Source organism: Arthrobacter sp. BGA-UO-ETr-C19, assembly GCF_059568005.1.
Window position 1 is genome coordinate 84,842 of the sequence record NZ_JCAQPC010000023.1, and the last position, 17,491, is coordinate 102,332.

The 17,491-nt window shown below is 67.4% G+C and carries 20 protein-coding genes; 5 read left to right on the forward strand and 15 right to left on the reverse strand.

Features of this window, described 5'->3' with window-relative positions:
• Nucleotides 1-14: 14 nt before the first annotated feature.
• The 6 genes from AC57BR_RS16560 to AC57BR_RS16585 all read right to left on the reverse strand — a co-directional run bounded on the left by AC57BR_RS16560 (nucleotide 15) and on the right by AC57BR_RS16585 (nucleotide 4,985).
• On the reverse strand, nucleotides 15-977 hold the full coding sequence (locus tag AC57BR_RS16560; protein WP_496362465.1) for a D-2-hydroxyacid dehydrogenase family protein: 963 nt from the start codon (nucleotides 975-977) through the stop codon (nucleotides 15-17).
• A 29-nt stretch (nucleotides 978-1,006) separates the two neighbouring features.
• On the reverse strand, nucleotides 1,007-1,318 hold the full coding sequence (locus tag AC57BR_RS16565; protein WP_496362467.1) for a hypothetical protein: 312 nt from the start codon (nucleotides 1,316-1,318) through the stop codon (nucleotides 1,007-1,009).
• 102 nt (nucleotides 1,319-1,420) lie between these two features.
• On the reverse strand, nucleotides 1,421-1,816 hold the full coding sequence (locus AC57BR_RS16570; RefSeq protein WP_496362469.1) for a universal stress protein: 396 nt from the start codon (nucleotides 1,814-1,816) through the stop codon (nucleotides 1,421-1,423).
• Nucleotides 1,813-3,474, reverse strand: a complete 1,662-nt coding sequence (locus AC57BR_RS16575; protein WP_496362471.1) for a tripartite tricarboxylate transporter permease — start codon at nucleotides 3,472-3,474, stop codon at nucleotides 1,813-1,815. The genes AC57BR_RS16570 and AC57BR_RS16575 overlap by 4 nt, the downstream gene beginning before the upstream one ends.
• A complete protein-coding gene (locus tag AC57BR_RS16580; RefSeq protein ID WP_496362473.1) occupies nucleotides 3,475-3,978 on the reverse strand; it encodes a tripartite tricarboxylate transporter TctB family protein in 504 nt (167 codons plus the stop codon).
• Nucleotides 3,975-4,985 carry a Bug family tripartite tricarboxylate transporter substrate binding protein gene (locus tag AC57BR_RS16585; protein WP_496362475.1) on the reverse strand — a complete coding sequence of 337 codons (1,011 nt, stop codon included), beginning with the start codon at nucleotides 4,983-4,985 and terminating at the stop codon, nucleotides 3,975-3,977. The genes AC57BR_RS16580 and AC57BR_RS16585 overlap by 4 nt, the downstream gene beginning before the upstream one ends.
• Nucleotides 4,986-5,215: 230 nt before the next feature.
• Here AC57BR_RS16585 and AC57BR_RS16590 point away from each other — a divergent pair, with 230 nt between their 5' ends.
• Nucleotides 5,216-6,790, forward strand: coding sequence for a sensor histidine kinase (locus AC57BR_RS16590; RefSeq protein WP_496363331.1), 1,575 nt, complete (start codon nucleotides 5,216-5,218; stop codon nucleotides 6,788-6,790).
• Nucleotides 6,787-7,455, forward strand: a complete 669-nt coding sequence (locus tag AC57BR_RS16595) for a response regulator (RefSeq protein WP_496362477.1) — start codon at nucleotides 6,787-6,789, stop codon at nucleotides 7,453-7,455. The genes AC57BR_RS16590 and AC57BR_RS16595 overlap by 4 nt, the downstream gene beginning before the upstream one ends.
• A gap of 24 nt (nucleotides 7,456-7,479) precedes the next feature.
• Here the strand turns inward: AC57BR_RS16595 and AC57BR_RS16600 are convergent, their stop codons facing one another.
• Entirely contained in the window at nucleotides 7,480-8,061 is a 582-nt protein-coding gene (locus AC57BR_RS16600; RefSeq protein ID WP_496362479.1) for an adenylate kinase, read from the reverse strand.
• Nucleotides 8,062-8,154: 93 nt separating this feature from the next.
• On the opposite strand from AC57BR_RS16600, the gene AC57BR_RS16605 reads away from it, so the two are divergent.
• The gene (locus tag AC57BR_RS16605; RefSeq protein ID WP_496362481.1) at nucleotides 8,155-8,778 is read left to right on the forward strand and encodes an isochorismatase family protein; all 624 of its coding nucleotides are present in this window, start codon (nucleotides 8,155-8,157) and stop codon (nucleotides 8,776-8,778) included.
• 74 nt (nucleotides 8,779-8,852) lie between these two features.
• On the opposite strand, the gene AC57BR_RS16610 is transcribed toward AC57BR_RS16605, so the two are convergent.
• The 4 genes from AC57BR_RS16610 to AC57BR_RS16625 form a co-directional block, all read right to left on the reverse strand.
• On the reverse strand, nucleotides 8,853-10,124 hold the full coding sequence (locus AC57BR_RS16610) for an RNA polymerase sigma factor (RefSeq protein WP_496362483.1): 1,272 nt from the start codon (nucleotides 10,122-10,124) through the stop codon (nucleotides 8,853-8,855).
• Nucleotides 10,121-10,549 carry a YciI family protein gene (locus tag AC57BR_RS16615; RefSeq protein ID WP_496362485.1) on the reverse strand — a complete coding sequence of 143 codons (429 nt, stop codon included), beginning with the start codon at nucleotides 10,547-10,549 and terminating at the stop codon, nucleotides 10,121-10,123. Before AC57BR_RS16615 ends, AC57BR_RS16610 begins: the two co-directional genes overlap by 4 nt.
• Nucleotides 10,550-10,715: 166 nt before the next feature.
• Nucleotides 10,716-11,084, reverse strand: a complete 369-nt coding sequence (locus tag AC57BR_RS16620) for a YybH family protein (RefSeq protein ID WP_496362487.1) — start codon at nucleotides 11,082-11,084, stop codon at nucleotides 10,716-10,718.
• 98 nt (nucleotides 11,085-11,182) lie between these two features.
• Entirely contained in the window at nucleotides 11,183-12,034 is an 852-nt protein-coding gene (locus tag AC57BR_RS16625) for a Rieske (2Fe-2S) protein (RefSeq protein ID WP_496362489.1), read from the reverse strand.
• Between the two features lie 116 nt (nucleotides 12,035-12,150).
• Between AC57BR_RS16625 and AC57BR_RS16630 the strand changes: the two genes are divergently transcribed.
• Nucleotides 12,151-13,377, forward strand: coding sequence for a benzoate/H(+) symporter BenE family transporter (locus AC57BR_RS16630; protein ID WP_496363333.1), 1,227 nt, complete (start codon nucleotides 12,151-12,153; stop codon nucleotides 13,375-13,377).
• On the opposite strand, the gene AC57BR_RS16635 is transcribed toward AC57BR_RS16630, so the two are convergent.
• The 4 genes from AC57BR_RS16635 to AC57BR_RS16650 all read right to left on the reverse strand — a co-directional run bounded on the left by AC57BR_RS16635 (nucleotide 13,374) and on the right by AC57BR_RS16650 (nucleotide 15,913).
• On the reverse strand, nucleotides 13,374-14,231 hold the full coding sequence (locus tag AC57BR_RS16635; RefSeq protein ID WP_496362491.1) for a prephenate dehydratase: 858 nt from the start codon (nucleotides 14,229-14,231) through the stop codon (nucleotides 13,374-13,376). The genes AC57BR_RS16630 and AC57BR_RS16635 overlap by 4 nt on opposite strands.
• Nucleotides 14,232-14,318: 87 nt before the next feature.
• On the reverse strand, nucleotides 14,319-14,681 hold the full coding sequence (locus AC57BR_RS16640; protein ID WP_496362493.1) for a cupin domain-containing protein: 363 nt from the start codon (nucleotides 14,679-14,681) through the stop codon (nucleotides 14,319-14,321).
• A 110-nt stretch (nucleotides 14,682-14,791) separates the two neighbouring features.
• Nucleotides 14,792-15,061, reverse strand: coding sequence for an RNA polymerase sigma factor (locus AC57BR_RS16645; protein ID WP_496362495.1), 270 nt, complete (start codon nucleotides 15,059-15,061; stop codon nucleotides 14,792-14,794).
• Between the two features lie 108 nt (nucleotides 15,062-15,169).
• Complete coding sequence (locus tag AC57BR_RS16650; RefSeq protein ID WP_496362497.1) at nucleotides 15,170-15,913, reverse strand: FadR/GntR family transcriptional regulator; 744 nt, start codon at nucleotides 15,911-15,913, stop codon at nucleotides 15,170-15,172.
• Between the two features lie 209 nt (nucleotides 15,914-16,122).
• Between AC57BR_RS16650 and AC57BR_RS16655 the strand changes: the two genes are divergently transcribed.
• Nucleotides 16,123-17,487, forward strand: a complete 1,365-nt coding sequence (locus AC57BR_RS16655) for an MFS transporter (protein WP_496362499.1) — start codon at nucleotides 16,123-16,125, stop codon at nucleotides 17,485-17,487.
• Nucleotides 17,488-17,491 lie beyond the last annotated feature (4 nt).

The following is a 17,491-nucleotide window of genomic DNA, read 5'->3' on the forward strand; positions in this document are numbered from 1 at the left end:
CTGTCCACGGAGCGCTATGGCGTCAGCTCCCGCACCGGGGAACCGTCCAGCCACGCAGTGACGTCCTCGAACGCGCCGCCGAAAAAGGCCCGGTAGCTTTCCTGTGTGACGTAGCCCAGATGGGGCGTCAGGAGTGTCCGGGGGGTGGTCAGCAGCTGATGCCCTGCCGGAAGGGGTTCCTGGTCGAACACGTCGATCGCGGCGCCACGGATCCACCCCTCTTGGAGGGCGGTGACCAGAGCCTGTTGGTCCACCAGCGGGCCGCGGGCGGTGTTCACCAGGACGCCGTCGGGGCCGAGGAGCTGCAGCTCCCGTTCTCCTACTGTCCCCTCCGAACGCGGCGATAGGCGCAGGTGCAGGGATACGACGTCGGACTCTGTGAAGAGTTCTTCCTTGCTGACTATGCGGGCGCCGGCCGTTGCGGCGGTTTCATCCGTTAGGTTCTGGCTCCAGGCCAGCACGTCCATCCCGAAGGCGCGGCCGTACGCGGCGATACGGGTGCCGATCTTCCCCAGCCCAACGATTCCCAGGGTCTTTCCGGACAGCTCAAAGCCGACCGTCCGCTGCCAGGCGCCCGCACGCAGGTTGTTCTCTTCCGCCGTCAGGTTCCGGGCGAAAGCCAGCAGCAGTGCCCACGTCAGTTCCGGCGCTGCTGTGGGTGAGCCGCCCGTTCCGCACACCACGACGCCGTGGTCGGCTGCCGCCTGCAGATCGATGGCCGCATTGGCGGCGCCGGTGGTCACGAGCAGTTTCAGCTGCGGCAGCTGCCCGATGACGCTGCGGGGAAACGGTGTCCTCTCCCGCATGGCGATGACGATGTCAAAGTCCGCGAGGGCCGCCGCGGTTTCGGTCTCCGAGCCAAAATGCGCGGCGAACACCGTGACGGCGACGCCCCGCTGCGCCAGGGAGCTCCATGGTGCGAAGTCCTCCGCGACTCCTTGGTAGTCGTCCAGAATGGCTAGCCGGTACTGGTTCATGGCCTTACGGTATCGGATGGTTGCGGCGGTCAGGGCCGGCGGACCTGGCGGGCCCCGTCCGGAATTCCGGTGCGGCCCGTGCCGGCGATGTGCCTCCGGGTGCGCCGGAAGACCGCCACACCGTCGCCTTGCAGAAACAGCGCACGCCCGCGGCCGCCGTCCTGGATGAGCCAGATGACGCTGCCGTCCGGTGCCCGCATGTCGACGCAGCCGGCGGCGACCGTGCGCCCGTTGCGGCGGATCTCTACTTCGTCAGCGGGGGAGAGCGTGGCCCAGTTGGCTATGGGTTCGCGGGCCGGCCACGGCGAACGGGCTTGGATATTGGGGGCGCAAGCGGTCATGGGTGGTCCTTTCAAAGCGCCAGGGGCCGGTGTCCGGATCCCGATGGATCCGGACACCGGCCCGTGTTGGTTAGTGGCGGGGGCCGTTTTAGTGGCTCAATCTCAGGCGTCGGCCTTGACGGCCAGCACCGGGCACGATGCCTCCAGCAGGATCTGCTGCGCAGCACTGCCCATGATCAGCTTGCCCACGGGAGTGCGGCGCCGGAGGCCGATCACTATGAGTTCGGCCCGGTACTTCTCCGCCGCCTCCAGCACCTCGTTGGCCGCGTCGTTGCCGCGCACCGGCTGGAGGACCAGATGCTCAATCCCTTCCCGGTCCAGCCGCTCCGTCAATGCGGAGATGTCCTCAGCCTGGGCGTACCGCTTGTCAACGATGGCGTCTCCCCGGGAGGAGTTGATGATGACCAGTCGCGCTTGGCTCTTCTGCGCCTCGGCGATGGCCCGGTCCAGGGCTGCGGTGCCCTCGGCCGTGGGGATATAGCCGACAATGATGCTCACGGCTTCTCCTGTCCGTGGTTGGCGTGGGTGGCGTCCGCCTTGCGGTGGCCCGCACCAGCAGGCCGCTCGGCAGCAGGTGCCTGAACAGCGGGTGAAAGATAGGATCCGGCTGTGAGTCCCTCAACCGGGGGCTCATCTGCGGGTCCGCCGGCGATGGCCAGCCCGGCCGGCCGCTGCCGCAGTCGGCGCCAGAGCTTGGCCAGGAGAGGCCAGGCCAGGACCAGGGCCACGATGATGTAGACGACGACGGCGATCGGCTCGCTCCAGAGGCCGGACACGTCGCCCGCGCTCAGCTGCAGGGTCTTCCGCAGCTGGCCTTCGGCGCGCGGACCGAGGATGAGGCCGAGGATCAGCGGCAGGACGGGCAGGCCGTAGCGGCGCATCATGAAGCCGAGCGAGCCAAGGACCAGCAGGATCGCCAGGTCGAAGGCCTGCAGGTTCACTGCGTACGCGCCCAGCGTGGCGAAGAACAGGATGCCGGCGTACAGGTAGGGGCGCGGCAGGCGGAGCAGCTTGGCCCACACCGGTGCCAGGGGCAGGTTGACCAGCAGGAGCAGCGTGTTGCCGATGAAGAGGCTGGCGATCAGCGCCCACACCAGGGGGCCTTCATTCTGGAACAGCAGCGGACCGGGCTGGATGCCGAACTGCACGAACGCGGCGAGCATGACGGCGGCCGTCGCGTTCGTCGGCAGACCCAGGGCGAGCATCGGGGTCAGCGTGCCGGCAGCGGCGGCGTTGTTGGCAGCCTCGGGCCCGGCAACGCCTTCGATGGCACCCTTGCCGAACTCCTCAGGGTGCTTGGAGAGCCGTTTCTCCGTGACGTAGGAGAGGAAGGTCGGGATCTCGGCGCCGCCGGCAGGCAGCGCGCCGAAGGGGAAACCGAACGCCGTGCCGCGCAGCCACGGCTTCCAGGACCGCTTCCAGTCCTGCTTGCCCATCCAGGGCCGGCCGACCGGGATGATCTGCAGCGGTGTGCGGCGCAGGTGCGCCGCGACCCAGAGGGCCTCACCGACGGCGAAAATCGCCACCGCGACAACGACGACGTCGAGGCCGTCAGCCAGCAGGGGCTGGCCGAAGGTCAGGCGACGCTGGCCTGTCACAGAGTCGATGCCCACCAGGCCGATGGCCAGGCCGAGGCCGAGGGAAGCAAAGCCGCGCAGCCGTGAGGCGCCCAGGACTGCCGTGACTGCCAGCAGCGCGAGCATCATGATGGCGAAGTAGCTCGGCGAACCGAGGCTGACGGCGAACTGGACGACGATCGGTGCGAAGACCACCAGGAGTGTGGTGCCGATGGTGCCGGCGACGAACGAGCCGATGGCCGCCGTCGCCAGGGCCTGCGCGGCCTTACCGGCTTTGGCCATCTTGTTGCCTTCAATGGCGGTGATCACCGAGGATGATTCGCCGGGAGTGTTGAGCAGGATCGACGTCGTGGAGCCGCCGTACATGCCGCCGTAGTAGATGCCCGCGAACATGATGAATGCGCTGGTGGGTTCCAGGACGGTTGTCACGGGAAGCAGCAGGGCCACGGTCATGGCCGGGCCGATGCCGGGCAGCACACCGACGGCGGTGCCCAGCAGGACGCCGATGAAGGCGTACAGGAGGTTCATGGGGGTCAGCGCCGTCGCGAACCCGTCCATGAGTGAGGACCAGATGTCCATCTAGAGAATCCCTTCAAGAAGCCCGGCGGGAAGTGCGATGCCAAGGCCGAGGTAAAAGCCGTAGAAGGTCAGCAGGGAGAGCGCCAGGGAGATAAGTCCGTCGCGGACGTAGTGGCGGCTTCCAAGGGCCCAGACGCTGCCCCAGAAGAGCACCGTTCCGGAGATGACCCAGCCGGCCCAGTCGATGAGCAGGATGTTGGCGATGAACGCGCCGGCCAGCGGGAGGACGGTCTTCCAGTCAGCGGGGTGGGTCAGGTCGACGTCCTCGCCGGCCTCGGCCTCGCCGCGGCCGCCGCGCAACACGTTGACTGCCAGCATGACTGCGCAGACCAGCAGGAGTGCTCCCACGATGAGGGGAACCGTCTTGGGGCCCACCGGATCTGACTGGGAGTAGGGCACGACCAGGCGCGCTGCATCCAGCAGGACCAGGGCGCCGGCCGCCCCGAGCAGGGCTGCAACGCCCAGCTCGGAGCGGCCTTTAAGGCGGGTGGACAGAGAGGTCACGCCAGGCCGAGCTTCGTCAGGACGTCGGCGACGCGCTTGTCCTGGTCGGTCAGGAAGGACTTGAACTCATCGCCGGTGATGAAGGCATCGGTCCAGCTGTGCGTCTTCAGGGCTTCCTTCCAGGCCGCCGACTCGTGCATCTTCTCCAGCGTGGCGATCAGGGCGTCGCGGTCTGCGTCGCTGATGCCGGGAGGGGCCACAATGCCGCGCCAGTTGGTGAAGACCAGGTCGATGCCGGATTCCTTGAGGGTGGGGGCGTCCACGCCTTCCAGCCGCTTCTCGCCGCTCGTGGCGAGGACGCGGACATCTCCGGACTTGATCTGCTGCAGGTATTCGCCGGCGCCGGAGGCCGCGAAGCCCAGCTTGTTGCCGATGATTGCCGGGAGCAGGTCGCCGCCGCCGTCGTAGGAAACGAAGTTGACCTTGGTGGCGTCGATGCCCACGGCGCCAGCGAGCTGCATGGGCAGGAGATGGTCCGGGCCGCCGGGCGAGGAGCCGCCGCCGACGCTGACCTTGGACGGGTCCTTCTTCCAGGCGGCCACCAGATCGTCGATGGTCTTGTACGGGGAATCCTTGGACACCATGATGGCACCGGGCTCTTCGATGAGGCGGGCCAGCGGGGTGGTGTCGGTCAGCTTCGACTCGGACTTGTTGGTGTAGCTGGCACCGACGACGCCCAGGCCCATGAGCATGGCCAGGTCGCCGTTGCCCTTCTCGTTCACCACGCGCGCCAGGCCCACCGTGCCGCCGGCGCCGGCGAGGTTGAAGACCTCCGTGTTCGGGGCGAGCTTCTCGTCATCGAGAACCTTCGCCGCAGCGCGGGCCGTGGTGTCGTAGCCGCCACCGGCGGTGTTCGGCACCATGATGCGCAGCCCGGTGAGGGGTGCGGCGCTGGCGCCGGCGGTGGACGGGCCTGCGTTGGTCTTGCCGGTAGCTCCGCAGCCGGACGCCATCAGGGCGATGCCTGCGGCTACTGCGGCCACGCGCAGTGCGCTCATTCCGCGCATGTTGTTCCTCTTCTCGTTTGATCCGTTTGATCGGGGTGCTTCCGATGCTAGGGCCGAACGTGACAGGGCTCACTCTTGTGTAAGCAGAGAAAGTTAAGTTCATTTCGTTCACGTTTCCGCTCTCCAACGGGGCAGCAAACGCAGGGGTAGGCCCGGTACCGTGTCAGGTATAGTTCACCCCACCCACGGACCCACAGGAAGAACAGCAGCACATGACTCGACGGCGAGGAATGTCCCTTGCGGGGCAGTATCTTCGGCTGCAGCTCCTGATCGTGCTGGCCGTGCTGGTGGCCGTGGTGGCGATCTCGCTGGCCCAGTCGGCGGCGGCGTTTGAACGCGTCGAGGGCCGGCGCGCCCTCTCGGCCGCGGAAACGCTGGCAGCGAACCCTGCCGTCCGCAGCCTGCTGCCGGATGCCCAGCCCCAGGGCAACTCCGTGCTGCCTTCGGTGTCCGAGGCGGTGCGGACCATTTCGGGATCCTCCCAGGTGTCTTTGGCCCGGGCCGACCGGACGGTGGTGACGTCGTCGGACCCGTCGCAGGAAGGACGCCAGCTGGAACTCGGCGACAGCGCGGTGATGTCCGGGCGTGCGTGGACCGGCGTGATTGGAACCGGAACCGGGGAAGCGGTCGCCGCACATGTGCCGGTGCTGGACGACGCCGGGAAAATGGTGGGAATTGCCGTGGTCGGCAGGAATTACCCGTCGGTGCTGGAGCGGCTGGGCGATGCGGTCCCGAACCTGCTGACGTATCTGGGTGTGGCGAGCGTTCTGGGCGTGGCCGGCTCGCTCCTGCTGGCCCGCCGCGTCAAACGGCAGACGCTGGGCATGGAGCCGGACGAGATCACCGGCCTCGTGGAAAACCGGGAGGCGATGCTGCACGGGCTCAAGGAAGGCGTGGTCGCGCTGGACCCCCAGCAGCGGATCACGGTGGTCAACGACAGTGCGCGGAGCCTGTTGAACCTGCCCCACGACTGCGTGGGCAAGGACCTGGGGAGCCTTGCGGTGCCGCCGATGCTGCGCGAGGTCCTCACCGAGGACCAGCCGGGGCCGGACCGGCTGGTCCTCGTGGGGGAGAAGCTGGTGGTGCTGAACCGGATGCCGATGCGCTCGCACGGACGGGTAATCGGCTCCGTCACCACCCTGCGCGACCGGACGGAGCTGGCATCCCTGGAACGTGAGCTGGGCACGACGCGGACGGCCACCGACACGCTACGGGCGCAGGCACACGAGTTCGCCAACCAGCTGCACACGATTTCGGGCCTGATCCAGATCGGCGAGTATGACGCCGTCGTCCAGTTCGTCAACGGCACGACGTCGAACCGGACCCGCCTGAACGACGACGTGACCAGCAGGATCGAGGACCCCGCCCTCGCCGCGCTGCTCATTGCCAAGTCGAGCCTCGCCGCCGAGCGCGGCGTGTCCCTGCAGCTCGCGGAGGAAGCCCGGCTGGGCAAGGTGGATGAGGAACTGTCCCGTGACCTGACCACCGTGGTGGGCAACCTGGTGGACAACGCGCTCGACGCCGTCACCAACACCTCCGAAGCGAAGGTCGAGGTACTTATCGGAGAGGCCGACGGCGGCGTGCGGGTTGACGTGCGGGACTCGGGACCGGGGGTCCCGGTGGAGGTCATGGACGACATTTTCCGGCAGGGGTTCAGTACGAAGAACTCGCCCGACGGCGGCCGGGGCTACGGCCTTGCGCTCGCCAGGGTGGTCTGCCAGCGGCGCGGCGGACGGCTGACCGTTCGGAACGACGGCGGCGCCGTCTTTACAGCCCTGCTGACGCGTAAGGGAGAGAAAATTTGATCAAGGTACTTATCGTCGATGACGACTTCATGGTGGCCAAGGTTCACGCCGGCTTCATCCAGCGCACGCCGGGGTTCGCCGTCGTCGGAGTGGCGCACACGGGCGCGCAGGCCGTGCTGGAGACGGAACGGCTGCAGCCGGACCTGGTGCTGCTGGACATCCACCTGCCCGACGTCAACGGCCTGGACCTGATGCACCAGCTGCGGGATGTGGCGCCCGAGCTGGACGTGCTGGTGATCAGTGCTGCGCGCGAAGTGGAGACCGTGCGGAAGGCACTGCGTGGCGGGATCGTGCATTACCTGATCAAGCCGTTTTCCCAGACCGACCTGCAGGAGCGGCTGGAGCACTACCGCAACACCTACCAAAGCCTCGACGCATCCAAGGATGTGGCGGAACAGTCGGACGTCAACCGCGTGTTTGGACTGGAACGCGCGGACCGTCCCCTGCCGAAAGGCTGCAGCGTCGAGACGCTCCAGGTGGTGGAAAAGGCGCTGCGGGCTGCAGGCGCCGACGTGTCGGCTGCGGAACTGGCCAGTGAAGTGGGGACGTCGCGCGTTAGCGCGCGGCGTTATCTGGAGTACCTCAACGACGAGGGGCTGGTGGACGTGACACTCAAGTACGGCGTCGGGCGCCCCGAACGGCGATATGAGTGGAAGGCGGGGTGAACGGCCCGTGCTTAGGGCAGCGGTTCATGGCTGCGCCCTGATGGCTTCAATGCCCCGCAGCGCGCTGACGGTGACGGCGTCAACGTCCGCCGTGCCATCAACGCTGACCAGCAGGGCGCGCCGGCCGTAGCGTTCGATGACGGGCTCCGTTTCCTGCCGGTACAGCTCCAGCCGGTGGCGGATGACGTCCTCGGTGTCATCGCTTCGCCCCTCGGCCCCGGAGCGGAGCAGCAGCCGCCGGACGATCTCGTCGTCGGGGGCGGTAATTTCCACCACGGCATCGAGGCTGGTCCCGGCCGCGTCCAGGATGCCGTCGAGGTCGTCCATCTGGCTCACGGTGCGCGGATAGCCGTCCAGCAGGAATCCGGTCCTCGTGTCCCGTTCCTGCAGCCGCTCCCGCAGCATGGCGGTGGTGAGATTGTCCGGAACAAGGTTGCCGGCGTCGAGGAACTCCTTGATTTCGCGGCCCAGGGGCGTCCCGTTGGCCAGATGGCTGCGGAACATGTCCCCGGTGGAGATTTCGGGGATGTGCAGCTGTCCGCTGAGCCGGTGTGCCTGGGTGCCCTTGCCTGAGCCGGGCGGGCCGATGAGCAGGATGCGGGTCATGCTTTTGGTCCGATCTGCCGAGAAAGCACGCTAGGCCCCATTGTTCCGCTGGCCCGGTCCGCCTGCAATGGGTGGCGGCTGTTCACAACGGCGGTGGCGGCTCCTAGGCTGGGTTCCACCAACCACCGGCCAAGGAGCTTCCGTGACCACGCCGAGACCATCATGACCACGCTGCCGGACCGGCCCAACACCGCCCTGATGGTGCTTGATATGCAGAAGGGGGTCGTGGCCGACGCGCACCAGCGGGACGCAGTGGTGTCCAACATCGCCGTGCTCGTGGACAGGGCCCGCGAAGCCGGGGTCCCGGTGGTCTGGGCCCAGCACTCCGACGACCGGCTGGAGAAGGGGAGCGAGGCCTGGGAGTACGTGGCCGAGCTGAAGCGCCGCGAACAGGAACCGGTGGTGCACAAGTCGTTCAGCGACGCCTTCGACGGCACCGACCTGGAGCAGGTGCTGGCGGCCGCGGCGGTGGGCCGGCTGATGGTCGCCGGAGCGCAGACGGACGAATGCATCAGGTCCACCATCCACGGGGCGTTCGTCCGCGGTTACGACGTGACACTGGTCAGCGACGCCCACACCACGGAGGACCTGACCGAATGGGGCGCCCCTCCGCCGGACCAGGTCATAGCCCACACGAACCTCTACTGGAAATTCCACGGAGGGCCCGGCCGGACGGCTGCGGTGGCAGAGACAAAGGACGTCACGTTCAGCGGCTGACCCCGGCTGAACCCGGCTGAACCCCGCTCACCCGGACGCGCCTGGCCCGGATGCCTGGCTGAGCGGCGTGCCGGTCACATGCCGGCTGCCCGCTGCTCCAGCAGTTCCCGCGTGCGCTGGTTCCTGGCCAGCCCGGCCGCCGTCATGAACTCGAACCGCGCCTCCCCGGTCCGCCCGAGCCGGACCAGCAGTTCCCCGCGGACGCTGGGCAGCAGGTGCGTTCCTTGCAGGGCGCCTCCGGAGGCGAGGCCGTCCACGATGGCCAGCGCGGCCCCCGGTCCGGTGGCCATGGATACCGCCACGGCCCGGTTCAGTTCCACCACGGGGCTGGGAGCGATCCTGCCCAGTGCCTCGTAGAGCAGCACGATGCGCTGCCAGTCCGTGTCCTCGATGCTGGGCGCCATCGAGTGGCATTCGGCGATCGCGGCCTGCAGCGCGTAGTTGCCCCGGCCCCGGCCCAGTCCGTCGCACCGGCGCAGGGCGGCACGGCCCCGGCCAATCTGCGCCCGGTCCCACCGGGTCCGGTCCTGGTCCGCCAGCAGGACCGGAGACCCGTCGGGCTTGGTGCGGGCGGGGAAGCGGGACGCCTGGAACTCCATCAGGGCCGCCAGCCCGTGGGCCTCCGGTTCGCGGGGGACCAGCCCGGCCAGGATGCGCCCGATCCGAAGGGCCTCGTGGGCCAGGTCGGGCCTGATCCACGCATCTCCGGCGGTGGCGGCGTACCCTTCCGTGAACATCAGATAGACGACGCCGAGGACTGCTCCCAGCCGGGCGCCCCACTCGTTGGGCTCGGGAACCTCGAAAGGCACCCGGGCCGCTGCCAGCGTTTTCTTGGCCCGCACGATGCGCTGCTGCACGGTGGCGACGGGAACGAGGAACAGCCTGGCGATCTCCTCGGTGGTGAGGCCGCCCACCACCCGCAGCGTCAGCGCCATCTGCGCCTCCCGGGAGAGGACCGGATGGCAGGCGGTGAACACGAGCCTGAGCACGTCGTCCTCCAGCGGAACCCAGCCCACGCCGTCGTCGTCTTCCAGGTCCCGGGCTATGGCCCGGTACCGCTCCTCGAGCCGATCCGACCGGCGCCAGGCGTCGATGGCCTTGCGTTTGGCGACGGCGGTGAGCCAGGCGGCAGGATTGTCCGGTGTCCCGGATTCCGGCCACCGGACCAACGCCTCGGCCAGGGCTTCCTGGGCCAGATCCTCGGCGAAGCCAACATCCCGGGTGGCCCGGGCGAGGGCCGCGATGATGCGGGCACCCTCGATGCGCCACAGGGCATCAATCCTTCGCCGCACCGCGGCTGCCGCATCGTTCACGGCCTCTCCGCCCACCGCCGGCTTCCGGCTCAAGGCTGGTTCAGCTCCTGGCGCCACACCGCTTCCTTCTTGATGTACTCGTTGTCCGCAAAGTCGGCGAAGTCGTCAGCCTCAGCAATCCGGCGGACCTCAAGCTTCGATCCGGGACCAAGCGGGCAGCGGCTGGCCCATTCCTTCGCCTCTTCTTTGGAGGCCACCTGGACAATCCAAAAGCCGTTGAACAGCTCGTGCGTTTCGCCGTAGGGGCCGTCCGTCACGACGGGCGGTTCTTCGGCGAAATCGACCACGAAGGCCGAGCCCTCGGACAGGTCGGTCAGGCCCTCGCCGGCGAGCATGACGCCGGCCTTGATGAGCTGTTCGTTATAGGCGCCCATCTGGTTGAGGATCTCCTCGAACGGAACCTGCTTCGACGCTTCGATGGCTTCTTCCGTGGCCCGCATGATGAACATGTACTTCATGGTTCTCTCCTTGCCTTGACGTGGACGCCGTGCGCGTCCGTCTACTAACCCGTCGAACGGGTCTTGCGGAAATCGACAGGCAGCCTGAAATTTTTTGCGGGTGGGCTTTTTCGGCGCGCGCTTTGCGGCGCGGGCGGCACCAGGCAGGCCACATGCAGCCCGCGGTTCAGGCGGTTCCGAAGGGGTTGTCGATGGCGAACTTCCATCCCTCGCGTCCTTTGCGCAGGACGTCTGCCGTTGTGCCGTGGAGGTCCACGCTGCTGCCGTCGGCCGCGGTGCCCTTAATGGCCCAATCGGCGATGGCGAGGGAAATGTCGCCGAGGACGTAGACATGGCGGGTGGTCATCCTGATGGGCAGCCCCGCCTGCAGAAACCCCATCATCGCATTGACGCTGTCTTCGCCCGTTGTGGGCATGCCCGGCTGGGGAACAAACACCGCATCCGGTTCGAAGAATTCCAGCATTCCGTCGACGTCCCTGGCATTGAAGCGCGCGGCCCACGCCATGTGCATGGCATGCGGATCGGTAATTCCCACGGTGCCCCTCCCAGGACTCCTGCCGGTCTGAGGTGGGCAATCTATCAGCAGCCGGGTGTGGAAGCCAGAGGCAAACTGCACGCTGCCGGAAGCGCCTCCTAACCGCGCCGGCGGACCTCAATCCGGCCGTCATTCACCCGGGCTTCATAGCTTGGCTGGGGAGTGGTTGCCGGCCCACGGACTACGTGGCCGTCCCCGAGCCGGAACGTGCTGCCGTGCCAGGGGCAGGTGACGCAGCCATTGGCGATAGTTCCCTCCTCAAGCGGACCACCCATGTGGCTGCACACGCTGTCCAGAGCCAGGATCCCGGACCCCGAGCGGTACAGCAGGACTGAGACTTTGCCCGCGTCCACCTTCCGGTGCTCCCCGTCCGCGAGCTCTGACTCGGCCATGACGGGCGTCCACTCCTTCGGGCCTGTCCTTCCTGCGGTCTTGTTGACGTTGACGGCGTTGCCGAAGCTGAGGTGGCCGCCGAGGAAGCCGCCAAACATCAGTACCCCGAAGCCGGCGAGCCCAAGAGCCTTTCCGATGGTCCGGTTGCCGGAGGCCCGGGCCACGGCCGAGGACGAGAACAGGCAGAGCGCTGATCCGTTGGCAACCGCGTGGACCAGCCCCACCCGCCGTGACTTTCCCTGCGTGTCGGACCAGTCGTTGAGGCCGGCGGCTGCGGTTGGAACGGCTGTTGCTATTCCGACGGCGACCAGGATGTCCGCGGCCGGTTCGGAGGCGGGTCCTCCCACGGCGTCCAGGACAGTCGCCATGGTCCAGGCCCCGATGGGGAAGTCAGTCAGGACGGGATGCAGCGGATGGCCCAGTGACGTGCCGCTGAGGGTATTGCGGACCGGCCGCGGCTGCACGGCCTTTCCAACGGCCTTGGCAATGGCGGAAGCCACCCCGTCCAGCCGGTCGAAGTGTTCAATGGCATCAACTAAAGCATGCAATGGGTTCACGGCGGACTCCTTGGGCCTGGCAGTCAGGACAGGTGGTGCACCAAAGTGTGCATCCCCGTGGACCCGATGACAAGGTGCTGGCAGGTCAGGCTCCGGTAACGTACTTTCACATGCCGCTGCCATCACTCCGAATATCCCGCGACCCCGCTGCCCCGGTTTCCGAGGGGCTGGCAAGGCCGATCATGGCGGGCATAGTGACGGCCCTTGTCGGCTTCACCTCGACCTTCGCCGTGGTTCTCTCCGGCCTCCGTGCCGTGGGGGCCAACCAGCAGCAGGCGTCGAGCGGCCTCCTGGCCCTCTGCCTGGCGGTGGGCGCGGGCGTCGTGCTCCTCGCCTGGCGGAGCCGGCTGCCGGTAACACTCGCCTGGTCAACGCCGGGAGCCGCCCTCCTGGCCGTCGCCGGAGTTCCCGACGGCGGGTGGGCCGCCGCCGTCGGCGCCTTTCTTGTGACCGGGGTTCTGGTCGCCGTGACGGGGATGGTCCGGCCTTTGGGCCGGCTCATCAGCAGCATCCCCACGCCCCTGGCACAAGCCATGCTGGCGGGGGTTCTGCTGCCCTTGTGCCTTTCCCCCGTGGAGGCGCTGCAGACCGCTCCGCTGCTGGTGGTTCCGGTGCTGCTCTGCTGGCTGGTCCTTTCACGGTTCGCACCCCGCTGGTCGGTGCCCGGCGCGCTGGCCGTGGCGCTCGCCGGCATCGTGGTCCAGCTGGTGGTTGAAGGACGTGCTGTGCCGTCGGACGGCGTGCTGCCGGCGATGGAGTTGACCGCGCCTTCCTGGTCGCTGGGCGCAGTGGCGGGCATCGCCCTGCCGCTGTACATCGTCACCATGGCATCCCAGAACGTTCCCGGGGTGGCGGTGCTGGGGTCGTTCGGTTACCGGGCGCCATGGCGTGCCTCCATGCTGGTCACCGGTGCCGGCACGTTGCTGGCCGCGCCGTTCGGCGGCCACGCCATCAACCTTGCCGCGCTCAGCGCCGCTTTGGCTGCCGGAGAGGAAGCCGGCGCAGACCGCGGCCGGCGCTGGGTGGCAGGCTTCGTGTCAGGACTGGCCTACCTCCTCCTGGGGGCCTTCTCCGCCGGGCTCGCCGCGCTGGTGGCTGCGGCTCCGCCGGGGGTCCTGGAAGCCGTCGCAGGACTCGCCCTGCTGGGCACACTCGCAGGCTCAGCCGCCTCGGCGCTGGCAGAGCCGGGAGAGCGGACGGGCGCCGTCGCAACCTTCCTCGTGGCCGCATCAGGGCTGAGCTTCATGGGCATCGGGGCAGCGTTCTGGGCCCTGTTGGCAGGGCTCCTGGTCCGGGAGGTCCTCAAGGACCGGAACAAGTCCGAGGGCAAAGCCGCGGGTTAGTTGCCAGCCTCCCGCTGTGTTCTGTGGTCGGCGGCCGGGTAGACGCCAAGGATCCATACCTCGGTGGTGAAGAAGTCCAGCTCCTCCAGGGCAAGCTTCAGCGGCAGGTCCTCGGGGTGGCCCTCGACATCCGCCATGAACATGGTCGCGGCAAACTCGTTGCCCACCATGTAGCTTTCAAGCCGGGTCATGTTTACGCTGTTCGTGGCGAAGCCGCCCAGGGCCTTGTAGAGCGCGGAGGGGACGTTCCGCACACGGAACACGAAGTTGGTGACTGCCGGTCCGGGCAGGGCTTCCCGGGCAGGCAGTTCCGTCTCCCGGGCCAGGACCACAAAGCGGGTGGTATTGGAGGGGTCGTCTTCCACCGCGGAGGCCAGAACCTCAAGGCCGTAGAGCTCCGCAGCGAGCGGCGGCGCGAGGGACAGCTTGGTGGGATCGTTCCACTCGCGCACCTCACGGGCCGACCCGGCGGTATCGCCGGCGATCACAGGTTTGAGCCCGGCCTCACGAATCAGCTTCCGGCATTGGCCCAGGGCGTGAATGTGGCTGTGGACCTCGGTTGCCCCCTCGATGGTGCTGCCGGGAATGCCGAGCAGGTCGAAGTGGATGGGCAGGAAGAACTCTCCCACGATCTGCAGGCCGGAGTGAGGCAGCAGCAGGTGGATATCCGCCACCCGGCCGGCGATGGAGTTCTCGATCGGGATCATGGCCAGATCCGTCTCGCCGCTGGACACCAGCTCGAAGGCGTCCTCGAAACTGGCGCAGGGAATGCTCTCCAGGCCGGGGTACATCTGCTTGCAGGCTATGTCTGAGTTGGCGCCGGGCTCACCCTGGAACGCAATTTTCTGGGCCATGTTCCGTATGATGTCACGCCCGGCGCCGCCTAATCCAAACGGCGCCGCGCCACCCAAACGGTGGTGTGGGCGGCGCTTACGTGCTGCTCACCTCTTCGCGTAGTCAGCAAACCCCTGCCAGTCGATCACCACGCAGGCTTCATCGCCCACGGTCCAGGCATCGTGTCCGGGCTGGATGATGCTGAAATCGCCCGGTCCGAACTCCATCTCCTCGCCGTCGTCCATGACGACTTTCATGCGCCCGGAGATGAAATATCCCATGTGCGCGGCCTGGCAACTGTCCGTTTTCGCGATCGGTTTCACGTGCTCCGACCACCTCCAGCCCGGCTCGAACGTGGCCCGGCCGACGCCGCCGGCCTCCATGTTGACCAGCTGGAGCTGGCCCTTGCCGTCCTCAAACGGCCGGGTCTCCTCGGGGGAGTCGAAACTCTTGCGAATTAGACCTGGCATTTTTACCTCCTGTTGTGGGTATTCCTGCTCTTGGAATGAAGGCCCGGAACGCAGATGCCGCTGACTGCCATGCCACGTTGTAGGCCCGCCGGGGCCGGCATGTCAAGGACTCAATGCTCCGGCCCAGGTGCGGGTGAGCCGTTCAACGTCCTCCCGGAATTCACCTGGGCACTCTGGTCAAGCAGCCGGCGGAAGGTCCTCAGGGCGGCGAGAGCCCGGTGGCTCACCATGGCCGGGGAAATGCCGAACTGCTCCGCCACCTCGGCCACCGTGAGCCGACTGTAGTGCAGGGCCAGCAGGACTTCCCGCTGCTCCATGTCGAGCATCATCAGGGCCTCGCTGACGCGGGAGCCTGCGGGCTCGCTTTGGGCGGTGACCATGGAGACAGGCTGGCGCGCTGGCCTTCGGGATTCCTAACGGGGCACCCCCAAACTTGGGGGGGCGGCCGGCGCAGCCCCTCTACCGGGCGGGTGCCTACCGGGCGGTGCCTACTGGGCGGCGTCGAACCCCGCGAGAAGCCGCCGCGACGCGGTCTGCATGTGTGAGCGCATAGTCGCGGTGACTGCGGCGGGATCATGGGTTTCCAGCGCGGTGAAGATTTCGCGGTGCTCTTTGAGGGCGGCAGCGGCGTGGCCTTCGTCGGTCAGGGCGCGGTCAACCCAGATGCGAAGCAGTGACCGGATGCTTTGCAGCAGTTCGCGGAGTACCTGGTTGCCCGAGCTGACGGCGATCTCGCGGTGGAAGGCGGCGTCTGCCTCGACGAACGCGGCCAGGTCTTCGAGGTTGTCTTCCATGGCCTGCAGGTTGGTGCGCATGCGGTCCAGTGCTGCATCGTCGATGCGTTCGGCGGCCAGCTGTGCTGCCTGTACCTCGAGCCCGCTCCTGAGCTCCACCAGCTCGCGGGTACGGGGGGCGCCGAGCATGAGGCCCCAGCTCAGGGTGCGGGGCAACAGTTCCGAGATGCCGTCCCTCAGGTACGTTCCCGACCCCGGCCTGACGATCACAATGCCCAGGATCTCCAGGGCCGCCAATGCTTCGCGGACGGCTGACCGGCCCACGCCGAGGGAGGCGGCAAGTGTCCGCTCGGCCGGAAGCCTGGTTCCGACTGCTATGTCTCCGCTGGTGAAGTAGGCCAGCAGGCGTTCGGCAACCTCGGATACCACCGACCCCTGTTCCATGGGGCCGAGGGCTGCGCTGATCCTGGCCGTGGCGGCTGCGGAGTTTTCGGACATCTTCACAGGGTAGCAACCGGCTGACCAATTCCCGGGTCAGAGCGGCGCAGCGAGAATCCGTCAACCGGTTGACCAATTCGGTGCTCCGGTCGTATGGTTGATCTCACAACGCGTAGCCAGTGCCGGTCTCCTTCCGGCGGACGGCATTTGAGACAGCCCCCAAGCATCCAGAGCAGGACGCCCGGGGATACCAACATCTAGGAGTCAATGTGGACACCACACAATCGGTGGTCGAAAGATCTGCAATCAGGAAAGTGGCAATCCGGCTGGTGCCGTTCGTCGCTTTGATGTTCTTCATCAACTACCTGGACCGCACGGCCATCTCCTTTGCCGGCCCCAACGGCATGAACACGGACCTGGCCCTCGGCGCGGCGCAGTTCGGCTTCGCCTCCGGCGTCTTCTTTATCGGCTACATCCTGCTCGAGGTCCCCAGCAACCTGGCCCTGCACAAGTTCGGCGCCCGGCGCTGGCTGGCCCGCATCATGGTCAGCTGGGGCATCGTCTCGCTCCTGTTCACCTGGGTTGGCAACGTTGAGCAGCTCTACATCCTGCGGTTCATCCTCGGTGTGGCCGAGGCCGGCTTCTTCCCGGGCGCCATCCTCTTCCTGAGCCTCTGGGTTCCGGCCCGGCACCGCAGCAAGATCCTCGCACTCTTCTACCTGGCCCAGCCCCTGACCACCGTCATCGGTGCCCCGCTGGCCGGCCTCCTCATCCAGCAGCACGGACTCTTTGGCCTCGCCGGCTGGCGCGTCATGTTCTTCGGCGTTGCCCTCCCCGCGATCATCATCGGCGTCATCGCATGGTTCTACCTGGCAGACTCCCCGGCAAAGGCCAAATGGCTCACCGCTGAAGAAAAGACCTGGCTGACCGGCGCCTTGGAGAAGGAAAAGAACGAAACCGTCGCCAGCAACCAGCACGTCAGCGTCCGCACCGTCTTCGGCAACGGCCGCGTCTGGGTACTTGCCGCGATCTACTTCGGCTTCATCTACGGCCTCTACGCCCTCGGGTTCTTCCTGCCCACCATCATCGCCGGCTTCGAAGGCATCTACGGCACCAAGTTCGATGTCTTCCAGAAGGGGCTCATCACCGCGATCCCGTACCTGCCCGCAGCCTTCGCCCTGTACTTCTGGTCCAAGGACGCATCCAAGCGGGGCGTCAAGACCTGGCACATCGCGATCCCTGCCCTGGTGGGCGGCCTGAGCATCCCGCTGGCCCTGTTCGCCGGATCCCCGGCAGCCACCATCGCCGTCATCACCATCACGGCCATGTCCATCTTCGCCGCACTGCCCAACTTCTGGACCGTTCCCACCCAGTTCCTCACCGGCGCGGCTGCCGCGGCTGGCATCGCCCTGATCAACACCGTGGGCAACCTGGCAGGCTTCAGCGCCGGCTATATCACCGGCTGGCTCAAGGACTGGACCGGCGGCTACACCGTCCCGATGTTCGTCGTCGGCGGCTTCATGCTCCTGTCCTGCATCCTGATGGTGGCCCTGAGCCGCTCCGGCAAGGTCAGCGAGGGCGTTCCTGCCGAGGCGCTGGACCCCGCGGGCGCCGGACATCACTCCGAGCCCTAAGCGC

Coding starts and splice junctions, on each gene's coding strand:
- AC57BR_RS16560 (WP_496362465.1), bottom strand. CDS start 977: ATGAACCAGTACCGGCTAGCCATTCTGGACGACTACCAAGGAGTCGCG.
- AC57BR_RS16575 (WP_496362471.1), bottom strand. CDS start 3,474: ATGGACATCTGGTCCTCACTCATGGACGGGTTCGCGACGGCGCTGACC.
- AC57BR_RS16615 (WP_496362485.1), bottom strand. CDS start 10,549: ATGAAGTACATGTTCATCATGCGGGCCACGGAAGAAGCCATCGAAGCG.
- AC57BR_RS16565 (WP_496362467.1), bottom strand. CDS start 1,318: ATGACCGCTTGCGCCCCCAATATCCAAGCCCGTTCGCCGTGGCCGGCC.
- AC57BR_RS16635 (WP_496362491.1), bottom strand. CDS start 14,231: ATGGCCCAGAAAATTGCGTTCCAGGGTGAGCCCGGCGCCAACTCAGAC.
- AC57BR_RS16645 (WP_496362495.1), bottom strand. CDS start 15,061: ATGGTCACCGCCCAAAGCGAGCCCGCAGGCTCCCGCGTCAGCGAGGCC.
- AC57BR_RS16650 (WP_496362497.1), bottom strand. CDS start 15,913: ATGTCCGAAAACTCCGCAGCCGCCACGGCCAGGATCAGCGCAGCCCTC.
- AC57BR_RS16590 (WP_496363331.1), top strand. CDS start 5,216: ATGTCCCTTGCGGGGCAGTATCTTCGGCTGCAGCTCCTGATCGTGCTG.
- AC57BR_RS16585 (WP_496362475.1), bottom strand. CDS start 4,985: ATGCGCGGAATGAGCGCACTGCGCGTGGCCGCAGTAGCCGCAGGCATC.
- AC57BR_RS16640 (WP_496362493.1), bottom strand. CDS start 14,681: ATGCCAGGTCTAATTCGCAAGAGTTTCGACTCCCCCGAGGAGACCCGG.
- AC57BR_RS16600 (WP_496362479.1), bottom strand. CDS start 8,061: ATGACCCGCATCCTGCTCATCGGCCCGCCCGGCTCAGGCAAGGGCACC.